This is a genomic window from Kitasatospora sp. NPDC023120 (genome assembly GCF_055560835.1).
Genome location: NZ_JBVHHY010000003.1, coordinates 253,149 through 276,370, shown reverse-complemented (window position 1 = coordinate 276,370; position 23,222 = coordinate 253,149). Strand labels below are relative to the sequence as shown.

At 72.5% G+C, this 23,222-nt stretch carries 24 protein-coding genes; 9 read left to right on the top strand and 15 right to left on the bottom strand.

Going from position 1 to position 23,222, the window contains the following annotated elements:
- The first annotated feature begins 31 nt into the window (after positions 1-31).
- Positions 32-910, top strand: coding sequence for a LysR family transcriptional regulator (locus tag ACZ3TI_RS06175; protein ID WP_465723902.1), 879 nt, complete (start codon positions 32-34; stop codon positions 908-910).
- Between the two features lie 7 nt (positions 911-917).
- Here the strand turns inward: ACZ3TI_RS06175 and ACZ3TI_RS06170 are convergent, their stop codons facing one another.
- Positions 918-2,300 carry a carotenoid oxygenase family protein gene (locus ACZ3TI_RS06170; protein ID WP_465724227.1) on the bottom strand — a complete coding sequence of 461 codons (1,383 nt, stop codon included), beginning with the start codon at positions 2,298-2,300 and terminating at the stop codon, positions 918-920.
- A 38-nt stretch (positions 2,301-2,338) separates the two neighbouring features.
- Entirely contained in the window at positions 2,339-2,893 is a 555-nt protein-coding gene (locus ACZ3TI_RS06165) for a hypothetical protein (protein ID WP_465723900.1), read from the bottom strand.
- 92 nt (positions 2,894-2,985) lie between these two features.
- Between ACZ3TI_RS06165 and ACZ3TI_RS06160 the strand changes: the two genes are divergently transcribed.
- Both ACZ3TI_RS06160 and ACZ3TI_RS06155 read left to right on the top strand, forming a co-directional pair.
- Complete coding sequence (locus ACZ3TI_RS06160; RefSeq protein ID WP_465723898.1) at positions 2,986-3,498, top strand: PadR family transcriptional regulator; 513 nt, start codon at positions 2,986-2,988, stop codon at positions 3,496-3,498.
- 303 nt (positions 3,499-3,801) lie between these two features.
- Positions 3,802-4,233: a hypothetical protein gene (locus ACZ3TI_RS06155; protein WP_465723896.1), complete on the top strand. Its 432-nt coding sequence runs from the start codon at positions 3,802-3,804 to the stop codon at positions 4,231-4,233.
- 183 nt (positions 4,234-4,416) lie between these two features.
- Here the strand turns inward: ACZ3TI_RS06155 and ACZ3TI_RS06150 are convergent, their stop codons facing one another.
- Both ACZ3TI_RS06150 and ACZ3TI_RS06145 read right to left on the bottom strand, forming a co-directional pair.
- Positions 4,417-4,743: an antibiotic biosynthesis monooxygenase family protein gene (locus ACZ3TI_RS06150; protein ID WP_465723894.1), complete on the bottom strand. Its 327-nt coding sequence runs from the start codon at positions 4,741-4,743 to the stop codon at positions 4,417-4,419.
- Positions 4,744-4,827: 84 nt separating this feature from the next.
- Positions 4,828-5,232, bottom strand: coding sequence for a cupin domain-containing protein (locus ACZ3TI_RS06145; RefSeq protein WP_465723892.1), 405 nt, complete (start codon positions 5,230-5,232; stop codon positions 4,828-4,830).
- Between the two features lie 68 nt (positions 5,233-5,300).
- Here ACZ3TI_RS06145 and ACZ3TI_RS06140 point away from each other — a divergent pair, with 68 nt between their 5' ends.
- Positions 5,301-5,777, top strand: coding sequence for a MarR family winged helix-turn-helix transcriptional regulator (locus tag ACZ3TI_RS06140; RefSeq protein ID WP_465723890.1), 477 nt, complete (start codon positions 5,301-5,303; stop codon positions 5,775-5,777).
- A 67-nt stretch (positions 5,778-5,844) separates the two neighbouring features.
- Here the strand turns inward: ACZ3TI_RS06140 and ACZ3TI_RS06135 are convergent, their stop codons facing one another.
- Entirely contained in the window at positions 5,845-6,420 is a 576-nt protein-coding gene (locus tag ACZ3TI_RS06135) for a hypothetical protein (RefSeq protein WP_465723888.1), read from the bottom strand.
- A gap of 765 nt (positions 6,421-7,185) precedes the next feature.
- Between ACZ3TI_RS06135 and ACZ3TI_RS06130 the strand changes: the two genes are divergently transcribed.
- Positions 7,186-8,286: a peptidoglycan-binding domain-containing protein gene (locus tag ACZ3TI_RS06130; RefSeq protein WP_465723886.1), complete on the top strand. Its 1,101-nt coding sequence runs from the start codon at positions 7,186-7,188 to the stop codon at positions 8,284-8,286.
- Between the two features lie 147 nt (positions 8,287-8,433).
- Here ACZ3TI_RS06130 and ACZ3TI_RS06125 read toward each other — a convergent pair whose 3' ends face one another.
- From ACZ3TI_RS06125 to ACZ3TI_RS06110, 4 genes are all read right to left on the bottom strand, one after another.
- Positions 8,434-9,021 carry a TMEM165/GDT1 family protein gene (locus ACZ3TI_RS06125; RefSeq protein ID WP_465723884.1) on the bottom strand — a complete coding sequence of 196 codons (588 nt, stop codon included), beginning with the start codon at positions 9,019-9,021 and terminating at the stop codon, positions 8,434-8,436.
- A 231-nt stretch (positions 9,022-9,252) separates the two neighbouring features.
- Positions 9,253-10,035 carry an ABC transporter permease gene (locus ACZ3TI_RS06120; RefSeq protein ID WP_465723883.1) on the bottom strand — a complete coding sequence of 261 codons (783 nt, stop codon included), beginning with the start codon at positions 10,033-10,035 and terminating at the stop codon, positions 9,253-9,255.
- Positions 10,035-11,657 (bottom strand): dolichyl-phosphate-mannose--protein mannosyltransferase, encoded by a 1,623-nt coding sequence (locus tag ACZ3TI_RS06115; protein WP_465723882.1) that lies wholly within the window; start codon positions 11,655-11,657, stop codon positions 10,035-10,037. Before ACZ3TI_RS06115 ends, ACZ3TI_RS06120 begins: the two co-directional genes overlap by 1 nt.
- A gap of 191 nt (positions 11,658-11,848) precedes the next feature.
- Positions 11,849-13,153 carry an MFS transporter gene (locus ACZ3TI_RS06110; RefSeq protein WP_465723881.1) on the bottom strand — a complete coding sequence of 435 codons (1,305 nt, stop codon included), beginning with the start codon at positions 13,151-13,153 and terminating at the stop codon, positions 11,849-11,851.
- Between the two features lie 145 nt (positions 13,154-13,298).
- On the opposite strand from ACZ3TI_RS06110, the gene ACZ3TI_RS06105 reads away from it, so the two are divergent.
- Positions 13,299-13,880, top strand: coding sequence for a MarR family winged helix-turn-helix transcriptional regulator (locus ACZ3TI_RS06105; RefSeq protein ID WP_465723880.1), 582 nt, complete (start codon positions 13,299-13,301; stop codon positions 13,878-13,880).
- 280 nt (positions 13,881-14,160) lie between these two features.
- Here the strand turns inward: ACZ3TI_RS06105 and ACZ3TI_RS06100 are convergent, their stop codons facing one another.
- The 3 genes from ACZ3TI_RS06100 to ACZ3TI_RS06090 all read right to left on the bottom strand — a co-directional run bounded on the left by ACZ3TI_RS06100 (position 14,161) and on the right by ACZ3TI_RS06090 (position 17,817).
- Positions 14,161-15,978 (bottom strand): glycosyl hydrolase family 18 protein, encoded by a 1,818-nt coding sequence (locus ACZ3TI_RS06100; protein WP_465723878.1) that lies wholly within the window; start codon positions 15,976-15,978, stop codon positions 14,161-14,163.
- A 338-nt stretch (positions 15,979-16,316) separates the two neighbouring features.
- The gene (locus ACZ3TI_RS06095; protein ID WP_465723876.1) at positions 16,317-16,829 is read right to left on the bottom strand and encodes an FxLYD domain-containing protein; all 513 of its coding nucleotides are present in this window, start codon (positions 16,827-16,829) and stop codon (positions 16,317-16,319) included.
- 427 nt (positions 16,830-17,256) lie between these two features.
- Positions 17,257-17,817 carry a DoxX family protein gene (locus ACZ3TI_RS06090; protein ID WP_465723874.1) on the bottom strand — a complete coding sequence of 187 codons (561 nt, stop codon included), beginning with the start codon at positions 17,815-17,817 and terminating at the stop codon, positions 17,257-17,259.
- A 230-nt stretch (positions 17,818-18,047) separates the two neighbouring features.
- On the opposite strand from ACZ3TI_RS06090, the gene ACZ3TI_RS06085 reads away from it, so the two are divergent.
- Positions 18,048-18,680, top strand: coding sequence for a MarC family protein (locus tag ACZ3TI_RS06085; RefSeq protein ID WP_465723872.1), 633 nt, complete (start codon positions 18,048-18,050; stop codon positions 18,678-18,680).
- A gap of 40 nt (positions 18,681-18,720) precedes the next feature.
- Here the strand turns inward: ACZ3TI_RS06085 and ACZ3TI_RS06080 are convergent, their stop codons facing one another.
- Positions 18,721-19,269, bottom strand: coding sequence for an NADPH-dependent FMN reductase (locus ACZ3TI_RS06080; protein WP_465723870.1), 549 nt, complete (start codon positions 19,267-19,269; stop codon positions 18,721-18,723).
- A 65-nt stretch (positions 19,270-19,334) separates the two neighbouring features.
- Positions 19,335-19,769, bottom strand: coding sequence for an Lrp/AsnC family transcriptional regulator (locus ACZ3TI_RS06075; RefSeq protein WP_465723868.1), 435 nt, complete (start codon positions 19,767-19,769; stop codon positions 19,335-19,337).
- Positions 19,770-19,987: 218 nt separating this feature from the next.
- On the opposite strand from ACZ3TI_RS06075, the gene ACZ3TI_RS06070 reads away from it, so the two are divergent.
- The gene (locus tag ACZ3TI_RS06070) at positions 19,988-20,818 is read left to right on the top strand and encodes a tryptophan 2,3-dioxygenase (RefSeq protein WP_465723866.1); all 831 of its coding nucleotides are present in this window, start codon (positions 19,988-19,990) and stop codon (positions 20,816-20,818) included.
- Positions 20,819-20,934: 116 nt separating this feature from the next.
- On the top strand, positions 20,935-22,161 hold the full coding sequence (kynU, locus tag ACZ3TI_RS06065; protein WP_465723864.1) for a kynureninase: 1,227 nt from the start codon (positions 20,935-20,937) through the stop codon (positions 22,159-22,161).
- A gap of 70 nt (positions 22,162-22,231) precedes the next feature.
- Here kynU and ACZ3TI_RS06060 read toward each other — a convergent pair whose 3' ends face one another.
- Complete coding sequence (locus tag ACZ3TI_RS06060) at positions 22,232-23,176, bottom strand: hypothetical protein (RefSeq protein WP_465723862.1); 945 nt, start codon at positions 23,174-23,176, stop codon at positions 22,232-22,234.
- Positions 23,177-23,222 lie beyond the last annotated feature (46 nt).

Here is a 23,222-nt window from a genome sequence, read left to right as displayed (position 1 = left end):
ACGCAACACGCAAAGGTGTTCGGGGGCATCAATGGAACTACGTCAGCTGCGCGTCTTCGAGGCCGTCGTCGCCCACCGCACCGTCCCCGGCGCGGCCGTGGCGCTCGGGCTCGCCCCGTCCTCCGTCTCGGAGCAGCTCCGCACGCTGGAACGGAGCCTGGGCACCGAGCTGTTCGAACCGGCCCCGCGCGGCATGGCCCTCACCCCGGCCGGGGAGCGACTGCTGCCGTGGTCCCGGCGGCTGCTGGCCCAGGCCGAGCAGGCACGGCGCGAGGTGGCCGCCGTCCGCGTCCGGCTGCGGCTCGGCGCGCTGGACACCATCGCGGCCACCCATGTGCCCACCGTCCTGGCCCGCCTCGCCGAACGCCGCCCCGACCTGCAGATATCCCTGCACACCGACACCGCCCGGGACGGCCTGCTCGGCGGGGTCGCGGCCGGGGCGCTGGAGGCGGCGCTGATCCTGGACACCCCCGGCCCGCTCGGCGGACTCGGCTTCTACCTGCCGCCGGCCCCGCTCGACCACCTCGACCTGCAGACCGTCCCGCTCGCCCTGGTCGCCGCCCCCACCGACCCGCTCGCCGGCGCCACCGCCGTCACCCGCGAGCACCTGCGCGACCGGCGCCTCCTCGTCAACACCCCCGCCTGCTCCTTCCACCTCGCCGGCGAGCGCCTGTTCGGCCAGGACGTCGAGCGCGTCCGCACCGGCGGCATCGCCGTCACCCGTGCCTGCGCCGAGCAGGGCCTCGGCATCGCCCTCCTCCCCGAGTTCGCCGTCCACGACCAGCTCGCCTCCGGCACCCTGGTCCGCCTCCCCCTGCCCCTCCCCCCGCTGCACCTCCGCCTCGTCTGGCGCGCCGACCGCGAGACCGTACCGGGCCTGCGCGAGGTGCTGTACGCCACCCCGGCGTGAGCCTGCCTCAGCACCCGGACGGGAGGTCGGCGAGCCAGTTTCCGTGGAAGCCGAAGGGCACCCGGGCGGGCAGGTGGACGGTGGCGACCGGCGGGGCGGCGAGGTCGTCGGCGTCCAGGACGACCAGGTCACTGCGGTCGGTGGCGGCGTCGTGGACGTACGTCATGAGCCAGCCGGGCCCGCCGCCGGTCGCGTCGGCGGCCACATCACCCGGGTCCCGCGGGCCCGCCGGGGCGAACACGGCCTCGCCCGGGGTGCGGCCGGGACCGAACTCGTGCGCGGTCGAGGCACCGGTGCGCAGGTCGTAGCGGACCAGCGCGTCGCCGCAGGTGACGTGTCCGAAGTCGGCGCGGTGGCCGACCAGCCGGTCGTCGACCCGGGGGAACTCGCCGGGGCGGTCGTCGCACTGCTCCTCGGCGACGGTGCCGGTGCGCGGGTCGACCGTCCACTTCCACAGGACGGCCTGCCGGGCGCCGTCCACCGCGCCGTCGGCGGTCCGCCGCCACAGCTCGGGGTAGCGCATGGCGTGCACGACGACCGTCCCGTCGGGCGCGTCATGGGCGTTGAGGACGTGGAACACGTAGCAGGGGTCGATGCCGAACCAGCGCACCCGCCCGTACGGGTCGTCCCGGCGCAGCAGGCCGATCCGGGCGCCGTAGCCGTCGTCCCAGCGGTAGGGCATGGTGCGGCCGACCAGGCCGAGGTCGAAGACCACCGGCAGGTCCAGCAGGACGACGTGTCCGGCGGTGAGGGCGAAGTCGTGCATCATCGTCGGCCCGGGCACCTCGATCGGGCGGCTGATCACCAACTCGCCGTCGGCGTCGGCCCGGTGGTAGGTGAGGTAGGGCTCCCCGACCGCCGCGTAGCCGAAGAAGTGCAGCTCGCCGGTGTCGGGGCAGGCCTTGGGGTGCGCGGTCATCGCGGTGCGCAGCCGCCCGCCGAAGTCGTACGGGCCGACGGTGTCCAGATCGCCGGTCAGCTCGTACGGCAGGGCCGTCTCGACGAGGGCGAGGGTGCGGCCGGCGTGCCGGACGACGTGGGTGTTGGCCGGTCCGGCGGTGAGGTCGCGGCGGCCGAACTCGTCGTAGGGGCGGGCGCCGTCGGTGAGGCTGGTGGTGCGGACCCAGCGGTTGCGGTAGGAGACGGCCCGCCCGCCCTCCAGGCGGACGCCGTGGACCATGCCGTCGCCGAAGAACCAGTGCCCGGAGGCGGCGTCGGCCGGGTTGGGCCCGTTGCGCAGGTACCAGCCGGCCAGCTCGGGCGGGATGCTCCCGGTGACGTCCAGGTCGTACGCGGTCAACTCCTCGGCGACCGGGGCGTAGTTGCCCGCGAGGTGCCGCGGGGTGACCGGGGTGCTCGGAGCGCTCGGGGTGCTCGGGGTGCTCGTCACGACCGGGGTGCTCGTCACGACCGGGGTGTTGTCGGCGCTCACCGGGCACCGGCCTTGGCCTGCACCGCGGCGACGTAGCGGGTGGTGAACACCATCGGGAGGGCGAACCCGGCGACCTGGACGACCGTGGCGGCGGTCGAGTGGCCCTGGCCGGCGTGGGCCATGACCGCGAGCACGGCGGCGGTGGCGGCGAAGGCCGCGGTCCACACGGCGGTGATCACGGTGTTGACGCGGACGAAGGGCTTGAGGCCCCACACCTCGCGGGGCGTGCTCCGCTTGGCGATGCCGAGGGTGAACGGCTTGCGGATGAGCAGCGAGACACCGGCGATCAGCGCCAGGGTGCCCGAGGAGAGAGCGGCCGAGTAGCCGTGGACCGCGGAGTCGTGGTTCGCGAAGGCGACGGCCGCGAGGGCGGCGAAGTAGCCGGCCGAGCCGATTTCGATGATCAGCGCGTCGAAGCCCGCCCCGCCCTTGCGCTGCTCGGCGATGAGCCCCACCGCCACCGCCAGGGCGGCCAGCGCGGCCCACTGCCACTGCGCGGAAGGCAGCACGGCGAACACGATCCACGGCAGGAAGGAGCGTACGTACGACATTGCGGAGATCCCCCTCGATATTCCAGTTTCGACATGTCAAAACTAGAGGTTCTAGGTCTGACATGTCAATAGTGGAATGTAGGATGACCGGCATGAGCCTCCGACACGCCCTCCTCGGCCTGCTGTCCGAACGCCAAGCTAGTGGATACGACCTGCTCAAGACCTTCGAGACGTCCCTGGCGAACGTCTGGCCCGCCACCCAGAGCCAGATCTATACGGAGCTGTCCAAGCTCGCGGACGCCGGCCTCATCAGCGTCGCGGCCGAGGGCCCGCGCGGCCGGAAGGAGTACGCACTCACCCCCGACGGGCTCGCAGAACTGCGCCACTGGCTGACCGGGACCACCCCCCAGCGCAACACCCGCAGCGACATCCTGCTCAGGGTCTTCTTCCTCGGCGTCCTCCCCCCCGACCAGGCCCGCGGCTACCTCACCGGCCTGGCCGAGCTCTCCGCCCGCGAACACGCCGACCTCGCCGCCCTGGCCGAGTCCATCGACTGGGGCGACGACGACCTCTCCGTCCACGGCCGGATCGCCCTCGAATACGGCCTGCGCTTCAACGCGATGCGCCGCGACTGGGCCGAGTGGGCCGCCGCCCAGATCAAGTGACCCACCGGGCCCGTCGACGGGATCCCACCCCCGGGAGCCCCGACCCGGAGCCCGGGCACCACTTCGGGCCCCACCCCCCGTCGAGGGGTGGGGCCCGAAGTACGGGCCATGAACGGCGAGTACGGCGCCAGGCGCCCTCGGGCCCGGAGAGCTGCCACCCACACCCCGAGGCGCAGGGGCAGTTTGTGTGTGTCCAGTCAAGGCAATGCAAAGATCCATTCGGCCCCGCCCGACACAGCAGCCGTCTCCTTAAGCTCACTGGCACTCGCCGGACCGTCCGAGCGAGCCAAGGAGGATCACACGATGCGCCACAGGATCGCGGCCTTAACCGCAGCCACCGTTCTCCTTGCCGGCGGGGCACTCGCCGGCGCGACGTCGGCATCGGCGAGCATCGACCCGCCCGGCGGCAGCTGGGACCACACATGGACCACCGTGGACTCCGCACACGGCGGCACGGTCTACGTCGAGGAGCACGGCGACATCGTCTCCGTCTGCGACACGGCAGCCGACGGCATGGCCCCCAGGGTCGAAGTCTTCACCCAGAGCAGCTCCGGCCAGTACAACCACCGCTACACCATCGAGGCCACGGGCGGGCTCGGCTCCTGCAAGACTGTCAGCGCTTCGGACGGCGGCGTTTACGACCTTCCGGAGAACGACAACATCGCTGTCTCGATCTGGCTGGGCCCGAGCGTGGGGCATCTCGGAAGCGAGCACGTCTACTTCAACGACAACTGAGCCCAGGGCACTCCACACCGGGCCGGCAGCTGCACAGCAGTGGAGCCGCCGGCCCCACCCGGCCAAGCACGACGACCCGTCAAGGCTCAGCCGCCCTTCGGCAAGCTCTTCGGCAAGCCCTTCGGGCCCTGCCCCGGCAGGGGAAGGGCCCGAAGGAAGAAGAGAACGGCAAGTGGCAGTGACCTAGGCGTTCTTGGGACCGGCCGACTGGACGACGTCGAAGGACCAGAGCGTGGAGCCGGAGGCCGCGGGGCGCTTCGGCGCCTCGCCCTCACCGCCACCCTGGTGGGCCGCCTTCATCGGGCCCTCCATCCAGGCCTGGAAGGACTCCTCGTCACGCCAGCGCGTGTAGACGAGGTACTGGTCGGTGCCCTCGACCGGGCGGAGCAGCTCGAACCACTCGAAGCCGTCCGAGTTCTCGACCGCGCCGGCCCGGGAGGCGAAGCGCTTCTCCAGCACCTCGCGCTGCTCGGCGGGAACGGTCAGTACGTTGATCTTGACTACGCTCATGGGTCCATCCTGCCTCAACTGACAGGACGGGCAACGGACCGGCACCTCGGAGGCGCATCGACGAACCCGTCCACGCGCCCGCGCTCAGGCGATCCACGGCGGGAGGACGCGGTCGGCGTCGCGCGGGGCCAGGGCGCAGGCGCCGTCGGGGGTGCGGGCGTCGGGGTTGTAGGCGTGGGCCGGGGAGGGGGAGGTGACGACGGCGGTGAAGCCGTCGGCGGTGGTGATGCGGCGGGCGACGTCGGCGGGGAGGACGAGGGTGTCGCCGGCGGCGAGGGTGTGGGCCTCCCCGGCGATTTCGGCGGTGGCGGAGCCGGTGAGGAAGGTCCAGATCTGCTCGGTGTCCATGGCGTGCAGCGGACCCTGGGAGCCGGGCCGCATCTCGGCCTGCCACAGCGCCAGGGAAGTCGAGCCCTGGGTGGGCGAGGCGAAGGTGGTCATCTCGGCGTTCGGGGTCTCGGTGCGGCGGGCGTCGGATCGGCGGATCACGGGCATGGTGAAGGAACCCCCTAAGATGGTCAATGGCGTTGTCCATATGGTCAATGAGGTTGTCTATCGTGTCAAGTGAACCGGCCCCGCCGGGCTTCGAGCTGCCGCTGCGCCTGCTCCTCGCCTTCCGGACGATCATCGACGAGCTGCACGAGCGCATCGCCCGCGAGGGGCACCCGGACCTCCGGCCGATGCACGGCTTCGTCTTCCAGGCGATCGGGCCGGACGGCACCACCGCCGTCGAACTCGGCCGCCGCCTCGGCGTCTCCAAGCAGGCGGCGGGCAAGACCATCGAGGGCCTGGAGCAGCTCGGATACGTCGAGCGCGGCAGCGACCCGGCCGACGCCCGCCGCAAGGTGGTCCGGCTCACCGACCGGGGGGTGGACTGCCTGGTCCGCTCGGCCCGGATCTTCGACGAGCTGCGCACCGAGTGGTCCGCCACCCTCGGCGAGGAGCAGCTCCGTCAGGTGGAGGACGGCCTGCGGCGGCTCGCCCCCGGCGACCCGTTCCGCCTCGACACCCCCCGCTGGTTCGGCGCGCCGTGAGGACCCGGGCACGAACGCACTCGTGCCACCCGGCCCGGGTCGGGCGGGGTGGCACGAGTGCGCGCGGCTACCGGCCGGCGGTCGGCAGCTTCGCGGTGAGCACGGTCGGGACGGTGACCACGTCGTTCAGGTCGAACGTGCCCGGCCCGAAGTCACCGGCGGTCAACGCCTTCTTGCCGCCGCCCACGACCTGCCAGACGGTGGTGCTGTCGGGCGAGCGCCGCCGACCATCACGTACACCGTCGGGTCGGCGCCGGAGACGTTCTTGACGATCGTGCCGTTGGCGAGCGGGCGGGCCGTCAGCTTGCCCTCCCAGGTCTCCGTGCCCCGGCGACCGGGCGGCCGGCGCAGGGGCCGCTGAACTCGGGTCGGCGCCCGCCTGCCCCTTGATCAGGGTGCCGTCGGCGGGAGCGGCTGCAGCCGCGCGGCCCAGCCAGGCACCCGGCACGCCCACCGCCGGCTGGCTGCTGTAGCAATCGGCGGACCACTCGGACTCCACGATCAGTGCCGCCGCGCCGCCGGCCAGACCGCCGCCGGCCATCGCGTAGCGGTTCGGGGAGGTGCCGTTCTGGTCCATCACGACGGTGCCGTTCGGCAGCGACCTGGCCGCCGCGGCGCGCAGCCAGTCGCCGGGGACGCCCATCAACATCCGCCTGTCGTAGCCGTCGGCCGTCCTCGGCGCCGGAGATCGGCAGCGCGACGCCGTTGACCATCACGTAGCGGCTCGGGTCGGCCTCGGCGCAGCCGCTGGGCAAGGCCAACGCCAAGGACAGGAGCGGGCTGACCGCCCAGGAGGCGACGGTCGTCCGGCTGCTGGCCCAGGGACTCACCGACGACGCCATCGCCAAGCGGCTCGGTGCGCGCAGCCGGTTCGAGTTCGGCGTGCGGGCGGTCCAGACGGCTGGCTCCCCGCGAAGGCCTGACGGCCCGAAAGGACCGAAAGGACCGAAAGGACCGAAAGGACCGAAAGGACCGAAACACCTGAAATACCGGGAATGCCGGACGTCCTGAAAGCCTGAGAGGCCTCGGCCGGTACCGCGGGTCGCCGACGATGGCGGGCAGCGCGATGATCACTCCCAGCTCACCATGCCGTCAGGTTCGTCCCGATTTGTTCCGCCGGGTTGAGCCGAACGTGAGCACCGGGGACATCCGGGGCGTCAGGGACGTTCTCCGGGGAGCCAATCGGCACCAACCGGCACAACACCCCCGCGCGGGGCCGGACACCCCTGTCCACCCTCAGGGGCGTCCTGCATAATCAGGCGCGATCGTGCGCCCGGGCTCCGCCCCGGAGCCGCCGGGACCGTCCGCCGGACCCGCCCGTGCCACCGCCCGCACGACCACCCGCGAGACCCGCCAGACCCAGCCCGACCGTCCGCGAGAACGACGCGAAACCGAGGAGGACCGGCCGATGCCGGACCAGCACTGCCCGACGTGCGGCACCGCACGCTCAACCGGGTGCGGCTGCGTCCCGGACCCGAGCCTCACCGAGACCACCGTCCTCCCCCACGTCGAGGGCCCCCCGCTGGTCCGCCCGTACGTCCCGCAGGCGGCGGACCAGGTGGCCGAGGAGCCGCCGGCGAACGCCCCGGCCGTGGACCCGTTCGCGACCACCGTGCTGCCGCCCGTCGCCCCCGGGCAGCCGCCCGTCGCCATGGGACGGCCGCCGCTCGGACCGGACGCCGACGCCTACGCCACCACCGTGCTGCCGCCGATGCCGCCCGCCGGGCCGGGTGCCTACGCGGTCGCGCCGCAGCGGCCGCAGGCCCCGGACGGGTACGAGGCCGGGTACGGCGCCGGCGACGAGATCGGCCTCTTCCCCTTCGACAACGCCCCGGTGCTGCCCGGCCAGGAGCCCACCGGCGGCCGGGCCGCGCGCCGGGCCGCCGAGCAAGGGGCCGGGAACCCGCTCTCCGAGCGCAAGGGCCTGATCGCCGGGGTCGGGGCCGCGCTGGTGGCGCTCACCATCGGTGTCGCCTACGCGGTGACGCCCTCCTCCGAGCCGGACGCCAAGCAGGCGAAGCCGCTGCCGACCACCACCCTGGCGCCCGCGCCGGTGGACCCGGTGCCGTCGGCGGTGCCCACCGCGGCCACCTCGGCGCCGACCGGCGAGGCACCGAGCCCGTCGGCGACGCCCACCCGCAAGCCGACGCCGACGAAGACCGCCACCCCGACGCCGACCTCCACGCCCACCCCGACGGCGACGCAGGCCCCGGTCCAGACGCCCACGCCGACCCCCACCCCGACCCTGACGCCCACCCCCACGCCCACGCCGCCGTCCACGCCGCGCGTGCTGAAGATCGGGATGAGCGGGCCCGACGTCCAGGACATGCAGCAGCGCCTGTACGCCGCCGAATGCGGATTCGTCGACAAGTCGATCATCACCGGCACCTTCGACTACTGGACCCGGTCGGTGCTCAGCAGCTACCAGAAGGAGAACCGGATCAAGGGCGAGGACGGCGTCTACGGTCCCAAGACCCAGGCCTTCCTCACCGCCGACCCCGGCTGCTGACCCAGTCGGCCGACCCACTCCGCGACTCGGGCCACCGACCAGGTCCGCTGACCCAGTCCGCCGACCCAGTCCACCGACCCACCCCCGGACGCGCGAACGGGCGGCGCCCGCACCAGCGGACGCCGCCCGTCGACCAGTCCGTGGCCGTCAGCCGGTGATCGCCCCGAAGATGCTGACGCCCGCCAGCACCACCATGATCGCCGCCGCCACCCGGATGATCAGCTTCATCGGCACGTGCTTGAGCAGCTTCTGCCCGCCCACGATGGCGATCCCGCCGACCGCGCAGAGCGCCAGCCAGGAGCCGATGCCGACGGCCAGTGGATCGGCGTACTTGGCGGCCAGGTTGGCGGTCATGATCTGGGTCAGGTCGCCGAACTCGGCGATCGCGACGACCACGAAGCTCGCCCCGGCCACCTTCCAGAAGCTGTTCGAGGACGGCTCCTTGGCGGCGTGCTCGTCCTCGTCCCCGCCGCCGTGGAACAGCAGCATCGCCGCGCCGGCCAGGAACAGCACACCGGTGACGCCCTCCACCCAGCGGTGCGGCAGCATCGACAGCAGGTGCCCGGCGACCAGCGCGATGCCCACCTGGAGGGCGAAGGCGGCGGCGATGCCCGCGAAGACGTAGCTCGCCCGGTACTTGGTGCCGAGCACCAGACTGGCCAGCGCGGTCTTGTCCGGCAGTTCGGCCAGGAAGATGATGCCGAAGGTCAACGCGGCAACGGTCAGACTCATCAAAGGGATCCTCGGTCGGGCTGCCCGGCCTCCGCAGCTCCGTCAGGGGACGCTTCGGCCCGACAGCACTGGTCATGGTCACAGCACTGCGGCCGAAGGTCTCGCCGGCAACGCTCCGCGAGCGGTGCCCCGGGCGCCGGGCCCCTGAGGGCCAGTGTGTCGACGGTCCGGTGGAGGGCTACTCCCCTTCAACGCCCCCAAGGGTACCCGACACGGTTCGGTGCCCCGGCTCCGTCAACCGTCCGTCGTGACCCGCCCCCGGCCGACCAGTTCCAGCACCACCACGATCCCCACCGACTCCACCGCCAGCAACCCGACCAGCACGAACAGCTGCACCGCCCCCGCCTGGACCGGCGAGGCCCCGCCGAGCAGCATCCCGACGAAGGCCCCGGGCAGGGTGACCAGCCCGACCGTACGGGTCTGGTCCAGGGCGGGGACGAGTGAGGTCGCCGCCGCCGTCCGGCAGATCTCCAGCCGCGCCTCGCGCTCCTCAAAGCCCAGCGCCAGTGCCGCCTCCACCTCTCCGCGCCGCTGCCGCAGCTCGTCCAGGGCGCGCCGCCCGGCCAGCGAGGTCGCGGTGAGCGCGCCGCCGATCAGGATGCCCGCGACCGGGATGACCGACAGTCCCTCGGGCGGCAGCAGCCCGACGCCCAGTAGCAGCGCGAGCACCGGCAGCACCCCGGCCCCGATCGGGGCGGCCGCCCAGACCCAGCCCGGTCCGGGGGTCATCCGCCGCCCGGCGGTGCGCACCGCGACCGTGAACATCAGCAGCACGAACAGCGCCGACCACCAGAGCGAGCCGACCACCCAGGTGATCACCACGGCGACAGCCGCCAGCTGCACCACAGCCCGCAGCCCGGCCCGCAGCACCGCGTGCCCGTGGCCGAGCAGCCCCCGCCCGGCCACCGCGACGGCGGCCAGCAGCAGGACGGCGGTGACCACCCCGAGCACGGGGTCGACCGGCAGCAGTCGGCCGCCGGACGCCGCGAGGGCCGGCCGGACGAGCCCTGGGGACATCAGATCCAGCTGGTGAACCACATCCGGTCCTGCCAGGACGACATCGGGATCACTTCCGCCGTGTACAGCGGATAGAAGAAGGCGAAGCAGCCGACGATCGCCAGCACGATCGCCCCGGCCCCGATCGCGCCGATCCGGCGGCGCTCGCGGCTGCAGCCGGGCGGGCCGAGGATCGCGCCGAGCATCTGGGCGACGGCCAGGCACAGGAACGGCACCAGCACGACCATGTAGAAGGAGAAGATCGTCCGCTCCTGGTACCGGAACCAGGGCAGGTAGATCCCGGCCACCGCACACAGCACCGCGCCCGAGCGCCAGTCCCGCCGGAAGAACCAGCGCCACAGCAGGTAGACCAGCGCGAAGCAGGCCGCCCACCACAGGAACGGCGTGCCCAGACCCAGGATCTGCGCCGCGCAGCCGCCGGAGGAGGTGCAGCCGCGGGTGCCGTTCGGGACCTGCTCCCAGTACATGGAGACCGGGCGGGCGTCGACCAGCCAGGCGAAGGGATTGGACTGGTAGGTGTGCGGGGTGCTCAGACCGGTGTTGAAGTCGTACATCTGCGAGTGGTAGTGCCACAGGCTGCGCAGCGGCCCGGGCACCCAGCTCATCGGCACCTGCGGCAGCGGGATGCCGAGGAAGCTGTCCGGGGAGAGCCCGGCGCGGCCGTCGGCCCAGTGCCGGTCGTAGCCGCCGTCACCGTTGCCGCCACTGCCGCCACTGAGCAGCCAGCCGCTCCAGGCGCCGACATACACCACCAGGGCGGAGCCGACCATGGCCAGGAGGGCGGGTACGGCGTCCCGGCGCAGCATGGAGCGCCAGGGGCGGCGGGCACCGGCACCGCGACGGCCGGCCTGGTCCCACAGGACGGTCAGGACGCCGAAGGCGGCGAGGATCGGGGCGCCGTTCCACTTGACCGCGCAGGCGGCGCCGATGAACACCCCGGCGGCGATCCGCCAGGGGCGCCACCCGAGCCGCACCCGGTCGCCGTCGGTGGTCTGCGCGAGCCGGGCGCGGGCGTGGTCGCGGTCGATCAGCAGGGCGCCGAAGGAGGCGAGCACGAAGAACATCTGGATGCCGTCGAGCAGGCCGACCCGGCTCATCACCAGCTGCAGGCCGTCCACCGACATCAGCAGCGCGGCGGTGCAGCCGACCAGGGTGGAGCCGAAGAGCCGGCGGCCGATCCGGGCCAGCATCAGCACGGTGACGGTGCCGAGCAGGGCGGTCATGAACCGCCAGCCGAAGGGGTGCAGACCGAACAGCTGCTCGCCGATCGCCATCACCCATTTGCCGAGTGGCGGGTGCGCGATGAACTCCGGCGCGGAGCCGAGCGGGATCGACTGCGGGACGGCCAGGATGTCGGCGTTGGCGTGGTCGGGCCAGCTGCCCTCGTAGCCCTGCCGGAGCAGCGACCAGGCGTCCTTGGGGTAGTACGTCTCGTCGAAGACGAAGGCGTTGGGGTAGCCGAGGTTCCAGAACCGCAGCAGGCCCGCGAAGAGTGCGACGCCGATCGGCCCGAGCCAGCCTGAGCGGTCGGCCGCCCAGCGGACCGGGCCCCCGCGCGGGGCCGGTGCGGGGGCGGCGGGGGCCGGGACCGCCGGGGGGTGCGTGAGCGCCGCTTGCGTCATAGCCTCGCCGAATCGCCTGTCTGCTCTGCCCGGGGCCCGGCGTCGCGGCCGGATCCGGGCGGTCAACAGCCACTGACACTATGTGGCGGTGCTCGCGAAGCCAAGCGCGACGGGCGCCGACCAGGTGACCTGGTCGGCGCCCGTTTCGAACGCTCGTGCGCGCCGTGCCGTGGCTGACGACGGCGTGTCCGCTACGCGGCGGTCTGCAGCTCCCGGACCTGGACGGTGCGGACCACGGCCGGAGCGGCGTTGTCCTGCTCCGGGGTGAGGTGCGGGCGCAGCCGCAGCGCCAGGGTGACGATCAGCAGCGTCGAGCCCGCCATCGCCGCCAGGTAGAGCGGCCAGGTGCCGGAGCCGACCAGCAGCACACCGACGGCCGGGCCGACCGCGATCGCGATCTGCTTCACCAGGGCGTACCCGGCGTTGTAGGTGCCGAGCAGCCGGGCCGGGGCGAGGTCGGCCACGATCGGGCCCATGGTGGGCGCGAGCAGCGACTCGCCGACGCCGAAGAGGGCGTAGATCGAGACGATGGCGACCGTGGCGGCCATGGTCTCGGTCCGGATCAGACCGGCCACCAGGGCCATCGCCCAGGCGCCGAGCCAGACCAGGCCGGCCGCGGCCATCGCGGTGGTGCGGCGGCGGCGCGCCGTGATCCGCACCATGAACATCTGCAGCACCACGATGGTCAGCGCGTTGGCGCCGATCGCGAAGCCCAGGGTGGAGGGCGCGGTGCCGACGGTGTCGGTGGCGAAGGCCGCGACACCGGACTCGAACTGGCCGTAGCAGGTGAAGAAGATCAGCCCGGCGAGCAGGCAGAGCCGCAGCATCGCCTTGTCGGCGACCAGGGCGCGCAGGCCGGTCGGGCCCTCGCTCTTCCCGTGGACGACGCTGAGCTGCACCCGCGGCATCCGGGCGGTGCCGGTGACCAGGGCGAGGCCGAGGAAGGTCACCGCCTCGATGGTGAACAGCCGGGTGAGGCTGGCCGGGTCGGCGACGTCCACGATCTGCCCGCCGACCAGCGCGCCGATGCCCATGCCCAGGTTGACCAGGGTGAACTGCAGCGCGAAGGCGTGCGAGCGGGTGGCCGCCGTCGAGCAGCGGACGATCATCGTGGCGAGCGCCGGCTGGCAGGTGGTGACACCCGCGCCGAACAGGAAGGAGGAGACCAGCAGGCCCGGGGTGTCGGTGGCGTGACCGAAGGCGAACGCGCCGGTGGCGGCGAGCGCCGTCCCGGCCAGCAGCACCGGACGGGGACCGTACTTGTCGATGCCGCGCCCGGTGAACGGCAGGACGGCGAGGGCCGCCAGGGCGAAGACGGTGAACACCATCCCGGCCGCCAGCGATCCCAGCCCTCGCACCTGGTCCACGTACACGAACATGTACGGCATCGTGAACCCGCTGCCGAACGCACTGAGCGCGTTGCCGATCTGGACGCGGCGCAGCTGGCTGCCCGCCCCACGTCGCTGCTGCCTCTGCTGCTTCACCGTGCCGGTCACCGTGCACATCCCTTCCAAGGCTTCGACTGGATACTCTTAAGTCCAGAAGATTTCAGAGCTAAAGTCTGACGAGATAAAGTCTTAGCACCAGAAGGCTGCGGAGTCAAAGGCTTAAGGAGTGCACCCTCGTGCGACACTGGTCCGCATGACTACGGACAAGCCGGCGTCGGCTGCCGACAAGCCCGCCCCGGCCACCCCCCTGGAGCTCGGCATCGCCGAGCAGGTGGCGCTCTACCAGCGGGAGTTCCCCACCGTGGACCCCCAGGTGGAGACCATCGTGCAGACCCTCAACCGGGTCTCCCGGCGGATGGGCGTGGCGTACGACCGCCAGCTCACTGTGCTCGGAATCACCTCCGCCGAGTGGGAGGTGCTCAAGGCCCTGGTGGTCGCCGGCAGCCCGTACCGACTCGGGCCGAGCGAGCTGGCCAAGCGGCTCGGGCTCACCCCGGCGGCGATGACGCACCGGATCGACCGGATGGTGTCCGACGGCCTGGTGACCCGGGAGCGGGACGAGTCCAACCGGGTACGGGTGATCATCGAGCTGACCGAGACCGGCCGCGACAAGTGGCTGGAGTCCATGCGGATGGCCGCCGTGTTCGAGGAGGGGCTGCTCCAGGACATCACCGGCGCGGAGCGCACCGTCCTCTCCGGCCTGCTGGCCCGGATGCTCCGCCGGATCGAGGAGAGCCAGCCGGACGCGCTCGGCCGCACCACTGACCTGGGCTGAGTCCGGGCGGGAGGGCGGAGTGCCGAATTCCCGTCGGCGTTCAGCCTTTCGCATGCCAATCTGCGTGGCGCCGGAAGACTACTGACGCACCGTCACAGGATTGGCCTTCACCGTGCCGCTCAAGCGCACCTCCGCCCTGCTCACCACCGTGATCGTGGCCGCGATCGGGGTTACCGCCGGCAACGACGGGCGGCCCCGGACGAGATCCATGCTCGTCCGGGGCCGCCCGCGTTCGGTGCGAGGGTCCGTCAGGCCCCTCGGTCGCTCGGTGGTGCGTGGGTCAGCAGGGACCGTTGTCGGTCCAGACGCCCCACTGGCCGCTCAGGCTCGGGTCCTCGCCCTTGGTCCACCACTTGTTGGTGTAGTAGTGGCCCTTCCACGAGACCTTGGTGCCGCCGGCCGCGTAGGTGGTGTTCGGGTCCCAGCTCGGGGCGGCCGAGCAGGTGGCCGGCGAGGTCGGGGTGCCGGTCGGGGTGCCCGTCGGCGTACCGGTGGGGGTTCCGGTGGGGGTTCCGGTCGGCGTCTGGGTCGGGGTCTGGGTCGGCGTCGGGGTGCCGGTCGGCGGGGCCGGGCAGCCGGCCGCGGAGCCGTTGGTGGCGTTCACCATCGTGTCGAACAGGCCGGTCCTGGTGCCCAGGTCGTAGAGCGAGAAGGCGAAGGAGCCGCCGAGGCCGTTGCAGTGCGCGTAGTCGAGCTTGGCCTGGATCGACTTGGCGTCCTCACCGCTCCAGAAGGTGTTGCCGTCGTAGAAGTACGTGGCCTTGGCGTCGTCGTCCCAGAAGGTCTTGGAGGGGTTGTCGACGAAGCCCGCGAGCTCCTTGAACATCTGGATGCCGGGGACGTTGCCGGACATCGCCGCGCCGGCCGCGGGGCTGGCGGCGGGCTGGAAGAGGCCGTGCTTGCCGTTGTCCTTCACGCCGGTCCAGCCGCGGTAGTAGAACGGCACACCCATGTTGATCTTGTTGGCGGGGAAGCCGCCGGGGATGCCGTACTGCGCGTCGCCGACCGTCCACGCCTTGATGGCGTTGTCGACCGAGTACTTGCCGTTGCCCGGCTTGGCCGGGGTCGACGGGTCGTTCGGGCCGGAGTAGAGCGGCGCCTGGTGGTTGGTCGGACCCTGCGCGTCCCAGCCGCCGTGCATGTCGTAGGTCATGACGTCGAGGAAGGTCAGGTACTGGCCGACCTTGTCGGTCTCGACGTTCATGATCTTGTCCTGGCCGGCCCCGACCGCCGCCGACAGGGCGTAGGTCTTGTTGTCGGCCTTGCCCTGCGCGTCCAGCTGGGTGCGGAACTCCTTCAGCAGCGCCGTGAAGTTCTGCTTGTCGGCCGGGCTGGAGATGTTTCCGGTGTGGCCGCCGCCACCCGGGTACTCCCAGTCGATGTCGACGCCGTCGAAGATGCCGGCCGCCGAGCCCGGGCCCCCGTAGCCGGCGTCGGTCGGGAGGTTGCCCTTGAGGAACATGTCGAGGCAGGAGGACACCAGGTGCTTGCGCGAGGCGTCCGTGGCGGCGGCCGCCGAGAAGTACTTGGAGTAGGTCCAACCGCCCAGCGAGATCAGGATCTTGAGGTTCGGGTTCTTCGCCTTCAGCTTCTTCAGCTGGTTGAAGTTGCCCGCGATCGGCTGGCCCCAGACGTCGCCGACGCCGTCGACCGAGATGTCCGGGCCGAAGCTCTTCTGGTAGTCGGCGAACGCGTCGCCCGCGCCGTCACCCGCGTTCGGGTTGTTGTCGTCCCCGCTCGCCGCCTTGGTGGCCTCGAAACAGCCCAGGTCGGTCGGGTGGATGTTGGCGAAGGAGTAGATCAGGTAGTCCAGCTTCCCGGCGACGCCGGTGTCCTGGATGGTCTTGGGGTAGTACGCGTTCGCGTAGATCGACCACTGGTCGAAGTAGGCGACCTTGATGCCGCCGCTGGTGGCGGGCGCGCCGGTGGAGTTGGTGGTCGCGGCGTTGGCCGCGGAGCCGCCGGACAGCGCGAGGCCCGCGCCGAGCAGCAGGGAGGCGGTGGTGCCGGCCGCGACGGCGGCCAGGCTCTTCGGACGGCGTCGGCGGCCGCCCTGCGGAGCCGGGGTCCCGGCCCTTTCAATGCGTGAGCGCAGCATGGGTGCGTGACTCCTGGTTGTGGGGGTGTCCCGCCGGCCCGGGGGCGCGCGTCCGGGTGGGGCCGGACGACCGGGACATGACAGGAAAGGGTGGGGAATCGAGCGGGATCAGGCCATGACGGATGACGGATGACGGACACCGGGATGCGCCGAACCGGCGCCCCCGGCACGAGGCCGTTGACGCCGGTTCAGGGGCTCCCTGCACCTGGGGATTAAAAATGGACTAGACCAACTCGCCCGTCAAGGGGTCCTGTTGGGCCTTGAGTCCCGCTTAAGGTTCCACCCCCGCTCCGGGTCGGTGCCCGTCCGGCCGGATCCGCCGGACGGGCCCCTCGGCCTCAGTACCGGACGGCGTTGGCGACCTCGGCCTTGACCGTGCCGGAGAGCTCGAGGTTGCTGCGCGCGGTGGCCTGGACGCTCTGCCCGACGCCCAGGTCCTGGACGGTCACCACCGTGGCGTCGAGCACCTTGCCGGATTCGTCGGTGAAGTTCACCTGGATCACGTATCGGTACGACTGCTGGCCGTGGTTGGTGACGGTCAGCTGCGCCAGCGTCTTGTTGTCCGCGCCCGTGGTCACCGCCCCGACCGTCACGTCACCCTTGGCGTCCAGCCCGCCCTTGATCCCGGCGATGGCCGAGGAGGCCGCCGACACCGCCGACGAGGCCTGCGCCTCCACCGAGGAGAGCGCGGACGCCGCCCCGCCGGCCAGCGAGGCCAGCGCCGAAGCTGCGGAGGCGGCGGCGCTCGCGCCCTTCTCCAGCGCCGTGGACGCCTCGGAGGCCACACTGCTCGCGCTCTTGCCCGAGGAGCAGCCCGCCAGCACCGCCACGCCGAGCACGACAGGCGTCAACAGCCATGTCACCGCACGGTGTTGACGGCGCAGCGGCGGCGCGTCCACGTCCTGCGCGGTGACCCTCGGAGTCGGGGAAGCACCCCTCGGACTCGGCGAAGTGACCCTCGGGCTCGGAGAAGTGCCCCGGGTGGGCGGCTGGCGGTCCATGCGGTCCCTCGTTTCCGGTCGGCCGGTCGGCCGGTCCCGGGTCCGCCGGTTCCGGTCGGCGCCGGGCTTCCCGGCGCGCCTCCCCGCCCACCCTCCGAGGGCCCGGGGGCAGCCGCCAGCAGGGCTGCTGCCTCCGGGTGACTGCCGGCCCCGGCCACCGAACAGGGGCGGCGGTCGCGCACGGCCCCGGGGCCCAGGACTCCAGAGCCCCAGGACCCCAGGACCCCAGGACTCCAGGACCCCTGGGCTCCAGAGGCCCGGAGGCCGCGAGGCCCCCTCAGGACAGCCCCGAACCCTCCTGCTCGTCCGCCTCCACCGCGGCCCGCTCCTCGCGCAGGCGCACCACGTGCCGGCGCCGCGCCACCACGCCGTACGCCGCAGCCGCACTCGCCACGAAGGACAGCACGCCGACCCATTGCCGGTCGAAGACGTGCCCGGTCAGGTGGTCCAGCGAGTACCGGCCGGGGCCGGCCAGGCCGATCGCCAGCCCGGTCACGCCGAGGAAGGCCGGGTACTCGTAGCCCCCGGACATCGCGAAGAAGCCGGCCGGGGTATGCACCGCCACCGCGCCCGCCATCGTCCCGGCCACCACAGCGCCCGCCGCCGGGGTGGCCAGCCCGGCCACCAGCAGCGCGCCGCCGCCCGCCTCGCCCAGGCCGGCCGCGATCGCGCTCTCCCGGGCCGGGTGGAAGCCCATGTGGTCCATGGCCTGAGTGGTGCCCTCCAGGCCGCCGCCCCCGAACCAGCCGAACAGCTTCTGGGTGCCGTGCGCGATCAGCACCCCGCCGACGGCGCTGCGCAGGGCCAGCAGGCCCAGGTCCTTACGGTTCAGGCACATGTCGCATCCTCGATTCCGCGGCGGAGCGGTCCCTGCCTCGGTGGCAGTCCGGTCTCCATGGCAGTCCTGTCTCCATGGCAACCGAGACCGCCCACCCCTTCGAGCCGGGGCCGCCATCCGGGCGAATTCACCGCCGGCCGGGAATGAACCGCCGACCGGGAGATCCACGCCACGCCCGCCCCGGGGCGTGGCGGGCCGGCCGCAACGGGCGCCGCGGTCATGCTGGGCGCATGTTCGTCTTCAACCTGAGCAGCGCTTTCATCACCTTCTTCGCCGTGGTCGGGCCCCCGAAGGTCCTGCTGTCCTTCGCCCGGCTGGCCGCCACCCGCAGCACCCGCGAGCTGCGCCGACTGGCGGCGTGGAGCACGGTCATCTCGGCGGTGATCGGCCTGGTGCTCGGGTTCTCGGCGGACCAGGTGACGGCCCTGTTCCACATCAGCGACCAGTCGCTGCAGCTCGCCGGCGGTCTGATCTTCTTCGTCTACGCGGTCGCCCTGGTCTTCGGCGTCCACCTCGGGGCCGAGGACGAGCAGGCCGAGCACCTGCGGAACCCGCTGGTGGACGGCATCCGCGAGCTCCTGCTGCCGTACATCGCCAGCCCGCTCGCGGTGACCGCCGTGCTGGTCGCCTCGCTCAACCAGGACGGCGTGGGCTGGAAGGCCACCGTCGCCGGGGCGTACATGGCGGTGACGGTGATCAACTACGTCTGCGTGGCCCTGCTCGCACCGCTGATGCGGCGCACCCACCGCACCTCGCTCGAGGTGCTGTCCCGGCTGCTCGGGCTGCTGCTGGCGGCGGTCGGCGCGGAGCTGTTCCTGGAGGGCCTGGCCGGGCTCGGGGTGCCGCTGCCCGCGGCGCACTGAGCCCCGCGCGCCCTACGGCCGGGTCACGACCGGGCGGCGGTCAGGCGGCGGCCAGCTTGGCCAGCACCTCACCGATCCGCTCGCGGACCAGCGGGTCGGCGACCAGGCCGTCCGGGCCGACCGCCCCGCGTTCCAGCGGGATCCGGACGCAGGCCTCGTCCACCACGGCCGCGCCGGTGTAGCCGAGGACGGTGCGCAGGGTGGCCTCGGCGCCGCCGCCGCGGCCCGGGCCGGCGGCGTTGATCCAGGCGGTGGGCTTGTCCGAGATCTCCACCCCGCCGACCGTCCAGTCCAGCAGGTTCTTGAACGAGCCCGGCAGCGTCCCGGCGTACTCGGGCGTGCAGACCAGCAGCGCGTCGGCCGCCTCGATCGCGCCCCGCAGCGCTACCACCGGCTCCGGCAGCGGGTCGGTGTCGTGGTCCGGGTTGAAGTGCGGCAGTCCGGCCAGCCCGGTGTAGTACGTGGTCCGCAGACCGGGGGTGGCGGCGGCCACGGCGACCGCGGTGCGCAGCACGGTCTCGTTGGTGGAACCGGCCCGCAGGCTCCCCGGCAGCAGCAGGATGTGGCGCTCGTGGCACTCGTTCGACATGCCGTGGAACCTACTCCTTGACGCCCGCGTCAAGGCCAGCGGCCACAGCCGCGGCCGGCGTCCGGTCAGCGCGGCGCCAGCGGCCGCCACGGCACCGGGCTGGAGAGGATCATCGAGCTGGCCGGCTGGCCGTAACCGCCGAGCCGGTCGCACAGCGCCTCGAACTCGGCCATCGTCGGCACCGCGACCAGCAGCACGCAGCATGCCCCGCCGGTGACCCGGTGCAGCTGGAGCACCTCCGGCCAGCCCGCCACCTCCGGGTCGCGCAGCACGCAGCGCGGCCCATAGCACTGGATCTGCACCAGCGCGGTGATCGGCAGCCCGGCCCGGGTCGGGTCCACGTGGGCGTGGTAGCCGCTGATCACGCCCTCGGCTTCCAGTCTGCGGACCCGTTCGGCCACCGCGGGTGCGGACAGGCTCACCCGACGGGAGAGTTCGTTGTACGAGAGCCGGGCGTCGGCCTGCAGCTCGGCCAGCAGGCGGCGGTCGACGGCATCCATGGCCACTCCCCGGGCGGTCGGGATCAAGGGATTTTCATTCGTAAAGCGAAGCCGCCGAACGCATCGCGAACGACAGCTCGAACAGCGGTTGCGGTGTCCGTCGACCATTCAAGCGGGAGGCACCGCCGCCGCACAATGGGCACCCCGGTGGAACCAGACAGTCCGTCTGGTTCAACGGGAGCGGGCGACGAGGCCCGCACGGATCAGGAGGGATCGGGATGGGGCACGACACGGTGGAGACACCCAACCTGTCGTTCGGTCGGGATGGCGCGCCGGGTCGGAGCACGCCCTACGCCCGGTACGCACGGCTGGACGAGCTGCACAGCCTCCAGCACCCGCGCAGCAAGGAGCCCGCCGAGCTGTCGTTCATCGTCACCACCCAGGTCATGGAGCTGCTCTTCGACCTGGTGCGGCACGAGTGGACGATCGCCCGGCAGGCACTGCGCGAGGACGACCTGCCCACCGCGCTCGCGGCGCTGCGCCGGGGCACCCACGCGCAGGACGTGCTGGTGGACTCCTGGGACCTGCTGGCCACCATGACGCCGCAGGAGTTCAACTCCTTCCGCTCGCTGTTCGGCGAGGCCTCCGGCTTCCAGTCCGCGGCCTTCCTGCACCTGGAGTTCCTGCTCGGCAACAAGAACGCCGCGCTGCTGAAGATGTACGACGGCATGCCGCAGACCCAGGGCGAGCTGGCCGAGGCGCTGCGCTCCCCCGGGCTGTACGACGAGGCGCTGGCGCTGCTGGCGCGGCGCGGACTGGCGCTGCACCCGGAATCCTCCGAGCAGCGCTACCGCCCGTCCGAGGAGGTCGCCGCGGCCTGGCGGCGGGTGTACGACGAGCCGGAGTTCGCCGCGCTGCAGCCGCTCGGCGAGGCCCTGCTGGACGTCGCCGAGCGGGTCACCCGCTGGCGCCAGCGCCACCTCTCGGCGGTCAAGCGGACCATGGGCGGCAAGCCCGGCTCGGGCGGCTCCAGCGGACTGACCTGGCTGCGCAAGGCGGCCGAGCAGGACGTGTTCCCGGAGCTGTGGACGATCCGGGACGAGCTGTGACGGGACGGCCTGCGACGGGAGCGGCTTCGACGGGAGCGGCTTCGACGGGACCAGCGGTGAGCGGGCGAGCGGTGAGCAGGCGAGCGGTGAGCAGGAGCGACAAGGGAGAGATGGGCATGATCACGCGCGAGGAGTGCGAGGCGCTGGACGCCGTCGACCCGCTGGCGGCGTTCCGCAAGGAGTTCGCCCTGCCGGACGGGGTGATCTACCTGGACGGCAACTCGCTGGGCGCGCTGCCGGTGCGCACGCCGGAGCGGGTGCGCCAGGTGGTCGAGGAGGAGTGGGGCCGGGAGCTGATCCGCAGCTGGAACGACGCCGGCTGGTTCGAGCAGCCGTACCGGCTCGGGCAGCGGATCGCGCCGCTGATCGGCGCCGATCCGGCCGAGGTCGTCGTCTGCGACACCACCTCGGTGAACCTGTTCAAGGTGCTGTCCGCCGCGCTGCGGCTGCGCCCGGGCCGCGGCACGCTGCTCGGCGACGTCGAGGCCTTCCCGACCGACCTGTACATCGCCGAGGGCGTGGCCGGCCTGGTCGAGGGCGCACGCAGCGTACTGATCCGTCCGGAGGAGCTGGACCGACACCTGGACGGCGACGTCGCCGCGGTCGTCCTCTCGCACGTGGACTACCGCACCGGCGAGCTGCTGGACATGCCCGGGATCACCGCCCGGGTGCAGGCCGCGGGCGCGCTGATGATCTGGGACGTGTGCCACGCGGTGGGCGCCCTGCCGGTCGAACTCGGCGCCTCCGACGCGGACTTCGCGATCGGCTGCACCTACAAGTACCTGAACGGCGGACCCGGCTCGCCGGCCTTCCTGTACGTCGCCGAGCGGCACCTGGCGGCCGGTCCGCTGCAGCCGCTGAGCGGCTGGTTCGGGCACGCCCGCCCGTTCGCCTTCGAGCCCGGGTACGACCCCAAGCCGGGCATCGGCCGCTTCCTGACCAGCTCGCCCTCGCTGCTCGGCCAGGCCGCCCTCGGCGCCTCGCTGGACGTCTGGGAGCGGGCCGACCTCGCGGAGGTCCGGACGAAGAGCCTGGCGCTCACGGACCTGTTCATCTCGCTGACCGAGGGCCTGGACGGGATCGAGGTGGTGACCCCGCGCGAGCACGCCCGGCGCGGCAGCCAGGTCGCCCTGCGCCACGCCGACGGCTACCCGGTGGTGCAGGCGCTGATCGAGCGCGGCGTGATCGGCGACTTCCGCGCGCCGGACCTGATGCGCTTCGGCTTCACCCCGCTCTACCTCTCGTACACCGAGGTCTGGGACGCCGCCCGGCAGCTGGCCGAGGTGCTGGCGAGCGGCGAGTGGCGGGCGGAGCGCTTCTCCCGCCGGGGCGAGGTGACCTGACCGGAAGCCGCCCGCCGTCCGACGGGGGCCTGTCCGGCAAGATCCGCCGGACGGGTCCCGTGGACGGACCCTAGCGGGCCAGTTCGGCGACCAGCTTCCGGTAGGTCTCGAAGGCCGGTTTGCGCGAGTAGTCGTCGCGCAGCAGGCCGAAGTGGTGGAACAGCCCCGGGCCCGCGCTGTCGGCGTCGCGCAGGGCGAAGAACTCGTAACCGGTGACGGTGAGTTCGTCGGCCAGCCCGGCGACCGTCCGGACCAGCTCCTCCACCACCTCGGCCTGCCGCGCCTCGCTCCGCCCGGGGCCGGTGGGCCACCCGTTCTCGCAGATCCGCAGCGGGACGGCGGGCCCGATGCCGGCCCTGGGCAGCGAGTCCCGACGGAAGCCGGTGACCACCGCCCGTACGGCGTCGGCGAGTTGATCCGGCGGTACCGGCCGGAAGACGTCCGGAAAGAAGTCCAGGCCGACGTAGTCCAGGGCGCGGTGGAAGCGCTCGTCGGCGAGCTCTCCGAGCCCGGACCAGAAGGTGTCCGCGGGGTCGAAGGACGGCACCGCGTTGAAGCCGACGGCCAACTCGCCGTACCCGCAGGCCAGCGCCTCCTCCTTGGCCGCGACCACGCCCGCGACCAGCGCCCGGCGGACGTTCGGGATGCTGCCGTCCACGGGCGGCAGGTCGAGGTTGGGCTCCTCGCAGATCTGGAGCAGCGCGACCCGGTGGCCCTCGGTCCGGACCGCGTGCCGGACGAAGTCCAGCCAGCCCGCCAACTCCCCGCTGCGGTCGCGGTACTGGAGCACCAGGTCGAGCTTGCGCCCTTCGACGGCGTACTGCTCGGGCCGGGCGGGGGCGTGCCCGGGATCGGCGTACGAGCGGTAGGCGCGGACCAGGAACTCGGGTGCCTCGCCCTGGAGTTCGCGTAGAGCCTCGGTGATCAGCGCAGGATCGTCGGGGCGGACGGGAGCGAGGATGCCGGTTTCGTCGCCGAGCAGTCCGCCGGGGTAGATGCCGAAGGTGAAGGTCATGCCACCACCGTAGCCGATATTTTTGGAGTCACTTCAAGTTTGGTGC